The sequence below is a fragment of the Pseudomonas ovata genome, from assembly GCF_003131185.1.
Lineage (GTDB): Bacteria > Pseudomonadota > Gammaproteobacteria > Pseudomonadales > Pseudomonadaceae > Aquipseudomonas > Aquipseudomonas ovata.
In genome coordinates, this window is the sequence record NZ_QFFU01000012.1 from 50,493 (window position 1) to 64,937 (window position 14,445).

Here is a 14,445-nt window from a genome sequence, read left to right on the forward strand (position 1 = left end):
CTGCACGTGAGGGAGTCACCCTCAGGTATAGCAACGCGCCGGCCAATGGCACGCTGTCATGGCGCCGCTCAGTGCGTCTTGTTGAGCACCTGCAGGATGGCGGCGCTTTGGGCATCTGGCTCACCGTCGTAACGCGCCGGCCTGAAGCGCATCTGGAACGCCGCCAGAACGTTGCGTGTTTCGACGTCCAGCACGCCGGTCTGCGGCGTGGTGTAACCCAGGCGTGTCAGTTGCTGCTGAAACCAGAGCATGTCGGGCAGCGCGTAGGCCAGCGCAGCCTGGCGCTGCGCGACTTGCCGTTCGTCGGGCCAGATGCCCAGGCCTGCCTCGGCCAGGCGCTTCCATGGAAACAACGGACCAGGGTCGAGCTTGCGCATCGGGGCAATGTCGCTGTGGCCAATGATGTTTTTGACCGGCATGCCATTGCGCTTGACGATGTCCTTGAGCAGGACGATCAGCGCCTGCACCTGCGCTTCACTGTAGGGATACCAGAGCCGGCCGGTCGGACTGTCGGTGAAGCCCGGATTGACGATTTCGATGCCGATGGAGCTGGAGTTGAGCCAGGTCCGGCCCTCCCATGAACTGTCGCCGGCGTGCCAGGCGCGGGCACTTTCGTCGACCAGCTTGAAAATGGTGGCCGCCTTGTCATCGCCGATCAGGTAATGGCTGCTGACCTGACCGTGGGTGAGCAATTTCAGGGATTGCTCCTGGGACGCGGAGGTGTAGTGCAGGACCACGTACTGGATACGGTTGTCGAAGTTGACCGAAGGGTGGCGGGTATCCAGCTTCGGACCACTGGAACAGGCGGACAGGACGAGCAACGACAAGGCAGCGAAAAACAACTTCATAGAGGGACTACTACTGGTAAGTGGCACAAGACGCGCCATGATAACGGAGCCGCCACCTGACGCGTGACGTCGATGCCTACGACATGTTTCCGTCAGCCCTGTTCCACCCGATTGCGACCGCTTTCCTTGGCCCGGTACAGGGCCTGGTCGGCACGCTTGAGCGCCACGTCACTGCGTTCACCACTGCGCAGCACGGTCATGCCGATCGACACCGTGATGGTGACCGGCTCGCCCTTGAAGTGGAAAGGGCAACGCTCCACGGTGGCACGCAATTCATCGAGCAACTGCAGGCCTGTGTCGACGGGCGTGGCCGGCATCAACAGCACGAACTCCTCACCGCCGAAGCGGGCCAGGAAGCCGCGACCGTGCAAGTGCTTGTGCAGGGCTTTGGCGACGATCTTCAGCACTTTGTCGCCGGCCAGGTGCCCGTAGCTGTCGTTGATGCGCTTGAAATGGTCCAGGTCCATCATGCACAGCAGCAGGCTGTTTTTGTTCTGCTGCCAGAGCATGACTTCGCGCTCCAGGCGCTCGCCCCAGGCGGCACGGTTGGGCAGCCCGGTCAGCGGGTCGATCAGCGCCTTGCGCCGCTGTTCTTCGAGGTTGGCCCGAAACCCCAGCGCTTCCTGCTCCATGCTCGCCACTCGAGTGGCCAGGCCTTGCAGACGTTCGGCCACTTCACGCTCACGCTCGTCACGCTGGCGCTGATGGGCGTCCATCGCGCCGATCAGGCCTTCGAGGCGATTTTCCAGGACACGCTTGAGGCTGGACAGGTCCGAGGCGTCCTGCACGCTGGTTTGCAGATCATCGACGTGTTCACGCAGTTGACTGTCAAAGTGGCGAGCCGAGGAATGGCTGGCAGCATGCCCGTCGCTGACCACCTGCAGGCTGCTCTGGAAATAATCCAGGCGCTGGTTGAGCTGCTTGAGATAAGCCTCGAACTCATGCTGGCCACTGTCGGTGATCGCCAGCATGAAAACTGCCAGGTCATCGAGGATCGGCAGCAATTCGTACCAGTTAAGCCCATGTTCAAGCCGCTGGCGCAGGGCTTCGGCTTGTGGGCGATGATGTTCGGGCAGGTTCAGGTCGCCCAGCAGCCCCAGCAGGGTCTGCTCGATATGCGCGGCCACCGAGCTGTAGCTGGGTTCGGTGGAGGCGGGCAGGGCGTAATCGGGATCGGCTTCGGCTTCGGCTTCGGCTTCGGCTTCGGCTTCGGCTTCGGCTTCGGCTTCGGCTTCGGCTTCGGCTTCGGCTTCGGCTTCGGCTTCAGGTTCGGGCGTGCCGGGCGCGACTGCAAGTCCGGTTTCGGCACTTCCGGCAGGCACAGGTACGTCAGATACCGGGCCGGCGACAGGCTCGGGCTCGGGCTCGGGCTCGGGCTCGATAGTCTCGGCTTCAGTTACAGACGTATCGAACTCGTGGGCCAGGGCCGGGGCGGATGCTGGCGTGGGCTCGTCATGCCGTGCTTCAGGCTCGGCCGCCACGGCGGGCGGGTCGACAGGCTCGGCATCGGAAACGGTGGGCAACGGGCTGCCGGCAGGCTCGACAAGCGTACTTTCGGCCACAGCGGCTGCTGGCTGCGGCTCAGCGGGCAACGCCGACGGCACAGGCGTATCGACCATCGCCGCAGCCTGCAAGGCCGGGGCGGCTGCCGGCGGTAAAGGGGCCAGAGGCGCCGGCTCTGCTACCGGACTCGCCACCGTCGGAGCCGGCTCATCATCCAGCGGGTCATCCTGCGGGGCCGCCGTGTCATTGGCCGGTGCCGGCGGCGCTGTCTGGGCAGCGGCCAGGACGCTGGCAAAAGCAGGCTCGGCAGTGGCAGTGGCAGTGGCAGTGGCAGGCTGATCGTGACTGCCGAACAGACGCTGCAACAGACCCGGACGATGCGGTTCATCCTTGTGCTCGAGCGCTCCCAGGGCCTTGCTTTGCAGCTCCTTGAGTTCGCCGAGCAACAGGGGCAGCTCACGGGCCTGACCGGCGCGTTCCTCAAGGCCCTTGGCAAAGCGCTTGAGCGGCTTGCGCACCTCACGGGGCAGGGGCAGGGCCTGCAACTGTGCCACCAGCTCGGTCAGCGCACTGCTGATTTGCCCGATCCGCACCTCGCGGCGCTGTTCGGAGTCGAGCACGGCTTTTTCCAGGCGCGGAATCAGGCCGGCAAGCCCGGCGTCCATATCGTCCTTGCGGACGATCTCGCGGATTTCCTTCATGCAGGCGTCGACCGCCCGGTCGGTACCTTCAGCCGCCAGGCTGCTGCGCACCAGCCCCCGACGCAGCAAGTCGAGCCGCGCCTGCCAACGCTTTTCCAAGCGGTCCTGTTGTTCGATGCCCTTGAGGTATTTCTCTTTCCAACGCTCGGCGTCGTCACTCATGTGGGCGATCCGCCATCAAGCGTGCTGGGCACAGGCAGGTGGTCACCTCGCAGCGAGGCGGGCAGGCGAATCTCGACCGCCACGGGCAAATGGTCGGAAATGGGCTGGGCCAGCACCTGAACCCGTTCCAGGGTCAGGGTCGGGCTGAGCAGAATATGATCAAGGCAGCGTTGCGGCCGCCAGCTCGGGAACGTGGCCTCGATCTGCGGAGCCAGCAGGCCCAGGTCGCGCAAGGGCGAATGTTCCAGCAGGTCGACGGCATGGGTATTCATGTCGCCCATCAGGACCTGGTGGCGATAATCGCCGATCAGGTCGCGAATGTAGGCCAGTTGCAAGGTCCGGGTACGCGCACCCAGCGCCAGGTGCATCATCACCACCACCAGCGCATCCTCTCCCTCACCAAAGCGCATGAGAATGGCGCCGCGCCCGGCCGGACCGGGCAACGGATGGTCTTCGATCGCCCAGGGCCGCAGGCGGCTGAGCACGCCGTTGCTGTGCTGCGCCAGGCGCCCCAGGTTGCGATTGAGCTGTTGATACCAGTACGGGAAACCGCCCAGTTGCGCCAGGTGCTCGACCTGGTTGATATAACCCGAACGCAGACTGCCGCCGTCGGCTTCCTGCAGGGCCACCAGGTCGAAGTCGCCGATCAGTTGGCCGATCTTCTGCAGGTTGCCGGAGCGCCCCCCGTGCGGCAGCACATGCTGCCAGCTGCGGGTCAGGTAATGGTGGTAGCGCTGGGTCGTGATGCCCACCTGGATATTGAAGCTGAGCAGCCGCAGGCGGCCGTCATCCGGCAGGCCGCTGTCGGTCAGGTGGTCTTCGTTGACCCGCGCATCACGCGGGCCGGCGACACGTTCGGTACCTCTGCCCCAGCGGCGCATGGCAGCGGCTTACTGGCCGGACTTGGCAGTGGCGCGTTCTTTGGCGATCAACTCGTCGGCAACCTTGAGTGCGCCATCAGGTCCACCGGCGGTGCCGAGGTCGAAGCGGTATTTGCCGTTGACGATCATGGTCGGTACGCCAGTCACTTCGTACTTCTTGGCCAGTTCCTTGTACTGGGTCATCTTGCCTTTGACAGCGAAGGAATTGAACGTCTGGAGGAATTTTTCCTTGTCCACGCCCTGGGTCGCCAGGAACTCGGCCATGTCTTCAGGCTTGACCAGTTGCTTGCGCTGCTTCTGGATGGCATCGAATACGGCGGCATGCACCTCGTGCTCCACGCCCATGGTTTCAAGGGTAATGAACATCTGGCCGTGAGCGTCCCACGGGCCACCGAACAAGGCAGGAATGCGTACGAAGTTGACGTCGGACGGCAGTTTTTCAGCCCATGGATTGATTTTCGGCTCGAACGCGTAGCAGTGCGGGCAGCCATACCAGAACAGCTCGACGACTTCGATCTTGCCAGGTTCGGCCACCGGCACGGCACTGCTCAGCTCGACGTACGGTTTGTCAGCCACGACTGGCTGGGCGGCGTGTGCGGTCATACCAAACACGCTGGCGGCAACCAGGGCGGCGCTGAGAATCAGGTTACGCATGCTTTACTCCTGAGCAGAATAGGGATCGCGTGCAGCGACGGCTTTTCGACCGGCCGGCACCCAGCGAGTTCGGTAGTGTAACGCTGGCGGTCAGAAAAAAGGGTAGACCAGGCCAGGCTTTTTTGGCGGGCGGGCTGGGATGCGCTTCAGCGGGGAAAGGCCTGGGTCGGTGGTGTGGCTTTCCCGGCTGAAGCCGGTCCTGCGGGTCCTGCGGATGGCGATCGAGCCGCGGCTCAATGCAAGCCCTGGATGTACTGGGCCAGCGCTTCGATGTCCTGGGTGCTCAGGCGCCCGGCGATGGTGCGCATGACTTGCGTGTCACCGTCGTTGACGCGCTGGCCTTCGCGAAAGGCCATCAGTTGCCTTTTGATGTAGTCGGCGTGCTGGCCACCCAGGCGCGGGAAGCCGGCCGACACAATGCCGCTGCCATCGGGCAGGTGGCAGCCGGTACAAGCCGGCACGCCCTGCTCCGGCTTGCCGCCGCGAAACAGTGCCTGGCCACGGGCGACCAGCGCGGGGTCGGCGGCGCCTACGGCGGGTTTCTGGCGGGCGTACCAGGCAGCCATGTCCGCGAGGTCCTGGTCGTTCAACGGATTGAGCAGGCCGGTCATTTCCGGGACCACGCGCTGGCCACTCTTGATCTCGCGCAGTTGCTTGAGCAGGTAGCGCTCGCCTTGACCGGCGAGCCTGGGGAAACTGGCCAGCGGGCTGTTGCCGTCCGGGCCATGACAGGCCGTGCAGACGGCTATCTTGTCCTGGCCGGCCTCGGCATTGCCCACCAGGCCTGCCGCCTGCACCGAGGCGCAGGTTCCCAGGGCCAACAGCAGACTTGCAAGCAGTGTGTTCATCGGGTCATCCACATCGGCTATAGAGTGAAACGTCAGGCAGTGCAGGCTCACGCGCTGTCAGTGCCGTCTTTGGCCATTTTCACGTCGGCCGGCCCCACCCTTGGGCGGGTTGCTCAGCAAAAACCTTTCAGGTTGAAAGCGGACTGCGGTCTAATGCGCACCGGAATGTGTAAAAACTGCGCGCACGCGGTGCACACGTCCGTTTCTCGCTTCAATGCACCTGACACCTCTTGCCGCACCCCTTGCAGCAGGGCCATTACCGGAAATCACATGCAACTCAAGAACCCCATCCTCGGCCTCTGCCAGCAAGCCAAGTTCATGCTCAGCGCCGCCAAGGTCGACCAGTGCCCCGATGATGCGGGCTTCGAAGTGGCGTTTGCCGGCCGCTCCAACGCCGGCAAGTCCAGCGCCCTGAACACCCTGACCCACGCCAGCCTGGCCCGCACCTCGAAAACCCCGGGGCGCACCCAGTTGCTGAACTTCTTCCGCCTGGACGACGAGCGGCGCCTGGTCGACCTGCCCGGTTATGGCTACGCCAAGGTGCCGATCCCGCTCAAGCAACACTGGCAGCGTCACCTGGAAGCCTATCTGGGCAGCCGCGAAAGCCTCAAGGGCGTGATCCTGCTGATGGACGTGCGCCACCCGATGACCGACTTCGACAACATGATGCTCGACTGGTCGGTGGCCAGCGGCATGCCGATGCATATCCTGCTGACCAAGGCCGACAAGCTGACCCACGGCGCGGCCAAGAACACCCTGCTCAAGGTCCAGGCACAGATCCGCAAGGGCTGGGGCGACAGCGTGACCATCCAGCTGTTCTCGGCCCCCAAACGCACAGGCCTTGAAGAAGCCTATACCAGGCTGGCCGGTTGGCTCGAACTGCCGGACAAAGCGCCGGTTGCCGTCACCGAATAGATCTGCAGGCAAAAAAAACCCCGGACTTCGTATGGGGAGGGGGAAGTTCGGGGTTCAAGGTCCAGACCCTCAGGGAGGGGTCCGGATATCTGCCAACACTTAACACAACATAGGAGCATGAAAGGCCTTGCGAGCCAATCGTGAACTCTGACCGGGCCCTGGGGCGCTAAGTTCCTGAGATGAACAAATGTTCATGTTGCCCGCTCGGCATGGTGAGAGGCCGCTCTGTTGGCGATAGCGGCAGCGAACCTGCCGCATTTTTATCGCCTGCCTCATCCCCATCGCGAGCAGAGCGCCCTCCCGCAATGTTCGATGAAATCCCGGATCTTGTGCCAGGCACAAGACCTGTGGGAGGCGGCAACGGCTGGCGATGGCTATGTAACAGGCGCAGCAGGTGTATGGGCCTTGCCGGCGATTACGGTGTTACACACGCAACAGATGCACAGGCTTTACCGGCCCTGTCGCGAGCAGAGCGCCTTCCCGCAGGCTGATCTGTATCAGTGTGCCTCGTCCCAGTTATCACCCACGCCCACATCCACCACCAGCGGCACGTCCAGTTGCGCGGCACCGCTCATGTGCGGGCGAATCTCTTCGCTGATGCGCTCGACCAGGTCCTCGCGCACTTCCAGCACCAGTTCATCGTGCACCTGCAGGATTACCCGGGCGTCCAGGCCTGATTCGTTGAGCCAGGTGTTCACCGCCACCATGGCTTTCTTGATGATGTCGGCGGCCGTGCCCTGCATCGGCGCGTTGATCGCCGTGCGCTCGGCACCGGCGCGCAGTTGCGGCTTGTTGGAGTTGATGTCCGGCAGGTACAGGCGTCGACCGAACAGGGTTTCGACATAGCCTTTCTCGGCGGCCTGCTCACGGGTGCGTTCCATGTACTCGCGCACGCCGGGGTAGCGGGCGAAGTAACGGTCGATGTAGGCCTTGGCCTGCTTGCCGTCGACGCCGATCTGCCGCGCCAGGCCCTGGGCGCCCATGCCGTAGATCAGACCGAAGTTGATCGCCTTGGCGCTGCGGCGCTGGTCGTTGGTCACCTGATCCAGCTCGACACCGAAGACCTCGGCGGCAGTGGCCCGGTGCACGTCCAGGCCGTTCTGGAAGGCGTGCAGCAAGCCTTCGTCCTTGGCCAGATGGGCCATGATCCGCAGTTCGATCTGCGAATAGTCCGCTGCCAGCAGCTTGTAGCCCGGCGAGGCGATGAAGGCCTGGCGAATGCGCCGGCCTTCGGCGGTGCGCACCGGGATGTTCTGCAGGTTCGGTTCGCTGGACGAGAAACGCCCGGTGGCCGCGCCAGCCTGGTTGTAGGAGGTGTGCACACGCCCGGTGCGCGGGTTGATCTGCCCCGGCAGGGTGTCGGTGTAGGTGCTTTTCAGCTTGCTGATCGAACGGTACTGCAGCAGCAGCGTGGGCAGTTCATGGCCCTGCTCGGACAATTTGACCAGCACCTCCTCGGAGGTCGACGGCTTGCCGGTCGGCGTCTTGCCCAGCACCGGCAGTTGCAGCTTGTCGTAGAGGATCTTGCCCAGTTGGGTCGGCGAGCCGAGGTTGAATTCCTCGCCGGCCAGCTCGAAGGCCTGGCGCTCCAGCTCGACCATCTTGTTGCCCAGCTCGACGCTCTGCACGCCGAGCAGGTTGGCGTCGACCCGCGCGCCCTCGCGCTCGATCTGCGCCAGCACCGGCACCAGCGGCATCTCGATGTCGCTCAACACCGTGCCCAGGCCGGCTTCGGCCTTGAGTTTTTCAGACAGCACCTGGTGCAGCCGCAGGGTCACGTCGGCATCTTCGGCGGCATAGGGGCCGGCCTGTTCCAGGGCGATCTGGTCGAAAGTCAGCTGTTTTTTGCCCTTGCCGGCGATCTCGGTGAAGCTGATGGTCTTCTGGCCCAGGTACTTGAGCGCCAGGCTGTCCATGTCGTGGGCGGTGGCCACCGAGTTGAGCACATAGGACTCGAGCATGGTGTCGAACGCCACGCCACGCACGGTGATGCCGTTGGCGTGGTCACCGCCGATGGCGCAGTTGGCGAGGATATTGATGTCGTACTTGGCGTTCTGCCCGACCTTGGCCTTGGCCGGGTCCTCAAGCAGCGGCTTGAGCGCCCGCAGCACGGTGTCGCGGTCCAGTTGGTCGGGCACGCCCATGTAAGAGTGGGTCAGCGGGATATAGGCCGCTTCACCGGGCTTGACCGCAAACGACAGGCCGACCAGTTGCGCCTTCTGCGCATCAAGGCCGGTAGTCTCGGTGTCGAAGGCGATCAGTTCGGCCTTGTTCAGTTTTTCCAGCCAGGCGTCGAAGCGCGCCTGGTCGAGGATGGTTTCGTAGCCGGTGTGGTCGCTGGGCGCCACCTCGGGCTGGACGATTTCCTGGCCGGAGCGGCGCGCATCGCGCTCCACATCGTTGATCCAGCTCTTAAACTCCAGCTCGGTGTACAGCTCGATGAGCTTTTCGCGGTCCGGCTCGCCGATCACCAGTTCATCGAGTTTCACCTCCAGTGGCACGTCGATCTTGATGGTCGCCAGCTCATAGGACAGAAACGCCATGTCGCGGTGCTCGGCCAGCTTGGCGCCCAGGGTCTTGGCGCCGCGGATCGGCAGGGCGGCCACGGCGTCGAGGTCGGCATACAGCTCGGCCAGCCCGCCGCCGATGCCTGTCAGCAGGGCAGTGGCGGTCTTCTCACCCACGCCCGGCACGCCGGGAATGTTGTCGACCTTGTCGCCCATCAGCGCCAGGAAATCGATGATGTGCTCGGGACCGACGCCGAATTTCTCTTTCACGCCAGCCACGTCCAGCACGCTACCGGTCATGGTGTTCACCAGCGTAATGTGGCCGTCGACCAATTGCGCCATGTCCTTGTCGCCGGTCGAGATGATCACCGGGCGCTGGGCGGCGGCGCTGCTGCGCGCCAGGGTGCCGATCACGTCGTCGGCCTCGACCCCTTCGACGCACAGCAACGGGTAGCTCAGGGCTTTCACGCAGGCGTGCAACAGGTCGACCTGCACCCGCAGGTCATCGGGCATGCTCGGCCGGTTGGCCTTGTAGTCGGCAAACAGCTCGTCGCGAAAGGTCCCGCCCTTGGCGTCGAACACCACCGCGAACGGACTGCCCGGATACTGCTTGCGCAGGCTCTTGAGCATGTTCAGCACACCCTTGACCGCCCCGGTGGGCAAGCCCTTGGAGGTGGTCAGTGGCGGCAGGGCGTGAAAGGCGCGGTACAGGTAGGACGAACCGTCCACCAGGACGAGGGGTGCTTGGCTCATGAGCAGAATCAACCTTTTCGGCGGGGTCGGCGCTAGAATGCGTGGACCGTAGACAACAAAAGGACAAGGTTATCATGCGCACGCTCAATCGCCTGTTCGTGACCTGCGTACTGCTGAGCGCGCCCTTGATGGCGATGGCGGCAGAGGAAGCACCGTCCGCCGACCCGGAAGTGACGATCCGTACCGAGGGTGACCGGACCATTCAGGAGTATCGCCAGAATGGTTTTCTGTATGCGGTCAAGATCACACCCAAGCACGGCAAGCCGTATTTTCTGGTCCGTGCCGATGGCACCAGTCCCAACTTCATTCGTTCGGACCAACCGGACATGCTGATCCCGCAGTGGGAAATATTCAGCTGGTAACCCTTACATTCATTATTTGAGCTGGCAGTCGCTGATATGTCCGTCTTTACCCCCCTGACCCGGCCCGAGCTGGAAACCTTTCTTTCGGCTTACGGGCTTGGTCGCCTGCTTGACTATCAGGGCATCGCCGCCGGTAGCGAGAACACCAACTACTTCATCAGCCTGGAGCAGGGCGAGTTCGTCCTGACCCTGGTCGAGCGCGGGCCGGTGCAGGAAATGCCGTTCTTCATCGACCTGCTCGATGTGCTGCATGACGCCGACCTGCCGGTGCCCTACGCCTTGCGCACCACAGAAGGTACGGCCCTGCGCGCGCTCAAGGGCAAGCCTGCGTTGCTGCAGCCACGCCTGTCGGGCAAGCACATCCAGCAACCCAACGCCCAGCACTGCATCGCCATCGGCGAGCTGCAGGCCGGCCTGCACCTGGCCACCCGCGACAAGGTGCTGGAGCGCAAGACCGACCGGGGTCTGGAGTGGATGCTCAGCGAGGGACGCAACTTTCTTTCGCACCTGGGCGCAGCGCAGGCCGCCTTGCTGGACGCTACGCTGCAAGAGATCGAAACACACTTTGCCGCGATCCTGGCGCTGCCGCGCGCCAACCTGCATGCCGACCTGTTCCGCGACAACGCGCTGTTCGAAGGCACGCACCTGACCGGGGTGATCGATTTCTACAATGCCTGCTCGGGGCCGATGCTGTATGACCTGGCCATTGCCCTGAACGATTGGTGTTCCCACGCTGACGGCCAACTGGACCTGCCCCGCGCCCGGGCCTTCCTGGGCGCCTACGCGGCCCGTCGACCGTTCACCGCCGCCGAAGCGCAGCTATGGCCGGTGATGCTGCGCATTGCCTGCGTGCGCTTCTGGCTGTCACGCCTGATCGCCGCCGAGACCTTTGCCGGGCAGGACGTGCTGATCCACGACCCGGCCGAATTCGAACAACGCCTGCAACAGCGCCAGGATGTGAGCCTGGCGTTGCCGATGGCGCTGTAACCGGTACTGGCTGCAGGACGTGACCCTGTGAGAGCGCCCCACGGTCGCGAAAAAGCAGGTACGTTCAACCGCTTTTTTTGCCTGGCAGACTGCATTCGCGACCGTTGGTCGCTCCTACGAGGTCGTATGGCGCCTGGCTGTGGGGCTTGACGCTGTGGCAGCGCCCCACGGTCGCGAAAAGGGCATGTGAGTACTAGAGGCTTTCCAGGCAGCCGGCCAGGTCGTTGCCGATTTTTTCCAGCAACTGCTCATAGCCCCGGGCGGTGGCCTCGGTGTAGCCGCCCAGCGCGTCGAGTTCGGCCAGTTTGACCGGCAGCCCGGCGGTCAGGGTCTCGGCCAGTTTCGGGCGCAGCGGCGGTTCGCTGAACACGCACGTTGTGCCCGCTTCTTTCAGGCGCTCACGCATCGCGGCGACATGCTTCGCGCCTGGCTGCACTTCGCTGGCGACACTGAACACCCCGGTGTGCTTGAGGCCGTAGGCCTGTTCAAAGTAGTCATAGGCTTCGTGAAACACGAACCACGGCTTGTCGCCTACACCGCTGACCCGCGCCTTGATGCGTGTATCCAGTGCATCGAGGCGCTGCTCGAAGGCTTTGGCATTGCTGGCATAGCGGGCGGCATTGGCCGGGTCGGCGGCACTCAGGTCGGTGGCCATCTTCGCGGCGATCACCCGCGCGTTGACCGTCGACAGCCACAGGTGCGAATCCAGGCTGCCGGGACGATGATCGTGGTCGTGCTCCTCATAACCCGGGTCCTGATGATCGTGGTCGTCATGCTCATGGTCATGATCGGCATGCGAGGTCTGGTCGGCGGCAAAATGCCTCAGCTTCATGCCGGGCAAATCCTGCACCGCCACGGTGGGCAGGCTGCGATTGCCCAGTACTCGCGGCAGGAAGCCTTCCATGTCCGGGCCGATCCAGTACAGCAGATCGACCTCACCCACCCGCCGTACGTCGGATGGACGCAGGGCGTAGTGATGCGGCGATGCACCGGGCGGCAACAGCACATCGGGCTGGCCGACACCGTCCTGCACCGCCGCAGCAATCAGCTGCAGCGGCTTGATGCTGGTCAGGACCTTGACGTCGGCCTGGGCGCTGGCAGCGGCCGAGACGCCGGCAGCCAATAGTAAAAACGTAAAAAGTCGGCGCACGAGAAACACTCATATCGGGCAGGAACAGGTAACATAATAACGTCTCCAGCCAATATCGTCGCCGCCCATGCCTATTACTCCCCTGGCCAGTCGCCCTCACGATCACTCCCATTGCGTGCACGACGCCCTGACCGTGGCCGACACACTGTGCGCCGGCAAGGGCCTGCGCCTGACCGCCCTGCGCCGTCGCGTGCTGGAACTGGTCTGGCAAAGCCACAAACCGCTGGGCGCCTATGACATTCTGGGCGTGCTCAGCGAAGAAGACGGCCGCCGCGCCGCACCGCCGACCGTTTACCGGGCACTGGATTTCCTGCTCGAGCATGGCCTGGTGCACCGCATCTCTTCACTCAACGCCTTTACCGGCTGCAACCACCCGACCCACGCACACCAGGGCCAGTTCCTGATCTGCCGCCAGTGCCATGCCGCCATCGAGCTGCAACACCCGGCCATCAGTGACGCGGTGGTCAATGCCGCCACCGAAGTGGGCTTTGCGGTCGAAGGCCAGACCATCGAGATCGTCGGCGTGTGCGCCGGGTGCAAGGTGGCCTGATGAGCACACCCCTGATCCGCCTGGAACAGGTGGCGGTCACCCTCTCCGGGCAGAGCGTGCTGGACAACATTGCGCTGAGCGTCAGCCCCGGCGAGATCGTCACCCTGATCGGCCCCAACGGCGCCGGCAAGACCACGCTGGTGCGGGCCGTGCTCGGCCTGCTGAAGCCCACCTCCGGCAGCGTCTGGCGCAAGCCGAAACTGCGCGTGGGCTACATGCCGCAAAAACTGCACGTCGACCAGACCCTGCCGCTGTCGGTGCTGCGCTTCCTGCGCCTGGTGCCGGGCGTCGACCGCGCCAAGGCCATGGCCGCACTGGAAGAAGTCGGCGCCGGCAAAGTCATCGACAGCCCGTTGCAGGGCATTTCCGGGGGTGAGATGCAGCGCGTGCTGCTGGCCCGGGCGCTGCTGCGCGAGCCGGAGCTGCTGGTGCTCGACGAGCCGGTGCAAGGCGTGGATGTCGCCGGGCAAGCCGAGCTGTACAGCCTGATCACCCGCCTGCGCGACCGCCATGGCTGTGGCGTGCTGATGGTCTCGCATGACCTGCACCTGGTGATGAGCACCACCGACCAGGTGGTGTGCCTGAACCGCCATGTATGCTGCTCCGGACACCCCGAGCAGGTCAGCCATGACCCGGCGTTCGTCGAGCTGTTCGGCCACAACGCCCCGAGCCTGGCGATCTATCACCATCACCACGACCATGCCCACGACCTGCATGGCGAGGTGGTCGACGAGGCGGCAGCAGGCGCCCCGCGTTTCAAACCCCACGTTCCACACGTTCATGGAGACGGCTGCAAGCATGGCTGATTTTCTTATGTACGCCTTGCTCGCCGGCATTGCCCTGGCCCTGGTTGCAGGTCCCCTGGGTTCTTTCGTGGTGTGGCGGCGCATGGCTTATTTTGGCGACACCTTGTCGCATGCCGCCCTGCTCGGGGTGGCGCTGGGTTTTCTGCTCGACATCAGCCCCACGCTGGCCGTGACCGTCGGCTGCCTGCTGCTGGCCATCCTGCTGGTGACCCTGCAACAGCGCCAGCCGCTGGCCAGCGATACGTTACTGGGCATCCTGGCGCCCAGCACCCTGTCGCTGGGGCTGGTGGTGCTGAGCTTCATGCATGAGGTGCGCATCGACCTGATGGCCTACCTGTTCGGCGACCTGCTGGCGATCAGCCCGACCGACCTGGCGTGGATCCTGGGCGGCAGTGCGCTGGTGCTGGCGTTGATCATCGCGCTGTGGCGACCGTTGCTGGCCGTGACCGTGCACGAGGAACTGGCCCGGGTCGAAGGCCTGCCGGTGCTGACCCTGCGCCTGACCATGATGCTGTTGATGGCCGTGGTGATTGCCGTGGCGATGAAGATCGTCGGGGTGCTGTTGATCACCTCGCTGCTGATCATTCCGGCCGCCGCCGCCCAGCGTCATGCCCGCTCGCCGGAGCAGATGGCCCTGGGCGCCAGTGTGCTGGGGGTGGTCGCGGTGTGCGCCGGGCTGGCGCTTTCCTGGCTCAAGGACACCCCGGCCGGCCCCTCGATCGTGGTCGCGGCAGCGGCCCTGTTTCTGCTCAGTTTTGTTCTCCCCCGGCGGTCGGTGTAGACTTGCTCGTTTTTTGCGCAATCAAGAGAATCGCAGG

The 14,445-nt window shown here is 64.2% G+C and carries 13 protein-coding genes; 6 read left to right on the forward strand and 7 right to left on the reverse strand.

Annotation, left to right across the window (positions count from 1 at the left end; translation table 11 throughout):
* Positions 1–68 precede the first annotated feature (68 nt).
* The 5 genes from DGA31_RS16925 to DGA31_RS16945 all read right to left on the reverse strand — a co-directional run bounded on the left by DGA31_RS16925 (position 69) and on the right by DGA31_RS16945 (position 5,597).
* Positions 69–848, reverse strand: a complete 780-nt coding sequence (locus DGA31_RS16925) for an N-acetylmuramoyl-L-alanine amidase (RefSeq protein WP_056841047.1) — start codon at positions 846–848, stop codon at positions 69–71.
* 92 nt (positions 849–940) lie between these two features.
* Positions 941–3,214, reverse strand: a complete 2,274-nt coding sequence (locus DGA31_RS16930) for a GGDEF domain-containing protein (protein ID WP_109513343.1) — start codon at positions 3,212–3,214, stop codon at positions 941–943.
* Complete coding sequence (locus DGA31_RS16935) at positions 3,211–4,095, reverse strand: endonuclease/exonuclease/phosphatase family protein (RefSeq protein WP_109513344.1); 885 nt, start codon at positions 4,093–4,095, stop codon at positions 3,211–3,213. Before DGA31_RS16935 ends, DGA31_RS16930 begins: the two co-directional genes overlap by 4 nt.
* 9 nt (positions 4,096–4,104) lie before the next feature.
* On the reverse strand, positions 4,105–4,749 hold the full coding sequence (locus tag DGA31_RS16940; protein ID WP_056841044.1) for a thiol:disulfide interchange protein DsbA/DsbL: 645 nt from the start codon (positions 4,747–4,749) through the stop codon (positions 4,105–4,107).
* 233 nt (positions 4,750–4,982) lie between these two features.
* Positions 4,983–5,597 carry a c-type cytochrome gene (locus tag DGA31_RS16945; RefSeq protein WP_109513345.1) on the reverse strand — a complete coding sequence of 205 codons (615 nt, stop codon included), beginning with the start codon at positions 5,595–5,597 and terminating at the stop codon, positions 4,983–4,985.
* 270 nt (positions 5,598–5,867) lie between these two features.
* Between DGA31_RS16945 and yihA the strand changes: the two genes are divergently transcribed.
* Entirely contained in the window at positions 5,868–6,512 is a 645-nt protein-coding gene (yihA, locus tag DGA31_RS16950) for a ribosome biogenesis GTP-binding protein YihA/YsxC (protein WP_056841042.1), read from the forward strand.
* A gap of 497 nt (positions 6,513–7,009) precedes the next feature.
* Here the strand turns inward: yihA and polA are convergent, their stop codons facing one another.
* Positions 7,010–9,772 (reverse strand): DNA polymerase I, encoded by a 2,763-nt coding sequence (gene polA, locus DGA31_RS16955; RefSeq protein ID WP_109513347.1) that lies wholly within the window; start codon positions 9,770–9,772, stop codon positions 7,010–7,012.
* 74 nt (positions 9,773–9,846) lie between these two features.
* Here polA and DGA31_RS16960 point away from each other — a divergent pair, with 74 nt between their 5' ends.
* Positions 9,847–10,134, forward strand: coding sequence for a DUF2782 domain-containing protein (locus DGA31_RS16960; RefSeq protein WP_056841040.1), 288 nt, complete (start codon positions 9,847–9,849; stop codon positions 10,132–10,134).
* Positions 10,135–10,170: 36 nt separating this feature from the next.
* Positions 10,171–11,121: a homoserine kinase gene (locus DGA31_RS16965; protein ID WP_109513348.1), complete on the forward strand. Its 951-nt coding sequence runs from the start codon at positions 10,171–10,173 to the stop codon at positions 11,119–11,121.
* 193 nt (positions 11,122–11,314) lie between these two features.
* Here DGA31_RS16965 and znuA read toward each other — a convergent pair whose 3' ends face one another.
* On the reverse strand, positions 11,315–12,271 hold the full coding sequence (gene znuA, locus DGA31_RS16970) for a zinc ABC transporter substrate-binding protein ZnuA (RefSeq protein ID WP_109513412.1): 957 nt from the start codon (positions 12,269–12,271) through the stop codon (positions 11,315–11,317).
* Between the two features lie 67 nt (positions 12,272–12,338).
* Here znuA and DGA31_RS16975 point away from each other — a divergent pair, with 67 nt between their 5' ends.
* Genes DGA31_RS16975 through znuB form a run of 3 tightly spaced genes read left to right on the forward strand, consistent with a single transcriptional unit; the run spans position 12,339 to position 14,408 of the window.
* Positions 12,339–12,821, forward strand: coding sequence for a Fur family transcriptional regulator (locus tag DGA31_RS16975; protein ID WP_056841038.1), 483 nt, complete (start codon positions 12,339–12,341; stop codon positions 12,819–12,821).
* Positions 12,821–13,627, forward strand: coding sequence for a zinc ABC transporter ATP-binding protein ZnuC (znuC, locus tag DGA31_RS16980; protein WP_056841037.1), 807 nt, complete (start codon positions 12,821–12,823; stop codon positions 13,625–13,627). Before DGA31_RS16975 ends, znuC begins: the two co-directional genes overlap by 1 nt.
* Positions 13,620–14,408, forward strand: a complete 789-nt coding sequence (znuB, locus tag DGA31_RS16985) for a zinc ABC transporter permease subunit ZnuB (protein WP_056841036.1) — start codon at positions 13,620–13,622, stop codon at positions 14,406–14,408. Before znuC ends, znuB begins: the two co-directional genes overlap by 8 nt.
* The last annotated feature ends 37 nt before the right edge of the window (positions 14,409–14,445 follow it).

Excerpts from the sequence above, each read along its gene's own strand:
- DGA31_RS16925 (WP_056841047.1), bottom strand. The coding sequence starts at position 848 with ATGAAGTTGTTTTTCGCTGCCTTGTCGTTGCTCGTCCTGTCCGCCTGT.
- DGA31_RS16930 (WP_109513343.1), bottom strand. The coding sequence starts at position 3,214 with ATGAGTGACGACGCCGAGCGTTGGAAAGAGAAATACCTCAAGGGCATC.
- DGA31_RS16935 (WP_109513344.1), bottom strand. The coding sequence starts at position 4,095 with ATGCGCCGCTGGGGCAGAGGTACCGAACGTGTCGCCGGCCCGCGTGAT.
- DGA31_RS16940 (WP_056841044.1), bottom strand. The coding sequence starts at position 4,749 with ATGCGTAACCTGATTCTCAGCGCCGCCCTGGTTGCCGCCAGCGTGTTT.
- DGA31_RS16945 (WP_109513345.1), bottom strand. The coding sequence starts at position 5,597 with ATGAACACACTGCTTGCAAGTCTGCTGTTGGCCCTGGGAACCTGCGCC.
- yihA (WP_056841042.1), top strand. The coding sequence starts at position 5,868 with ATGCAACTCAAGAACCCCATCCTCGGCCTCTGCCAGCAAGCCAAGTTC.
- polA (WP_109513347.1), bottom strand. The coding sequence starts at position 9,772 with ATGAGCCAAGCACCCCTCGTCCTGGTGGACGGTTCGTCCTACCTGTAC.
- DGA31_RS16960 (WP_056841040.1), top strand. The coding sequence starts at position 9,847 with ATGCGCACGCTCAATCGCCTGTTCGTGACCTGCGTACTGCTGAGCGCG.
- DGA31_RS16965 (WP_109513348.1), top strand. The coding sequence starts at position 10,171 with ATGTCCGTCTTTACCCCCCTGACCCGGCCCGAGCTGGAAACCTTTCTT.
- DGA31_RS16975 (WP_056841038.1), top strand. The coding sequence starts at position 12,339 with ATGCCTATTACTCCCCTGGCCAGTCGCCCTCACGATCACTCCCATTGC.
- znuC (WP_056841037.1), top strand. The coding sequence starts at position 12,821 with ATGAGCACACCCCTGATCCGCCTGGAACAGGTGGCGGTCACCCTCTCC.
- znuB (WP_056841036.1), top strand. The coding sequence starts at position 13,620 with ATGGCTGATTTTCTTATGTACGCCTTGCTCGCCGGCATTGCCCTGGCC.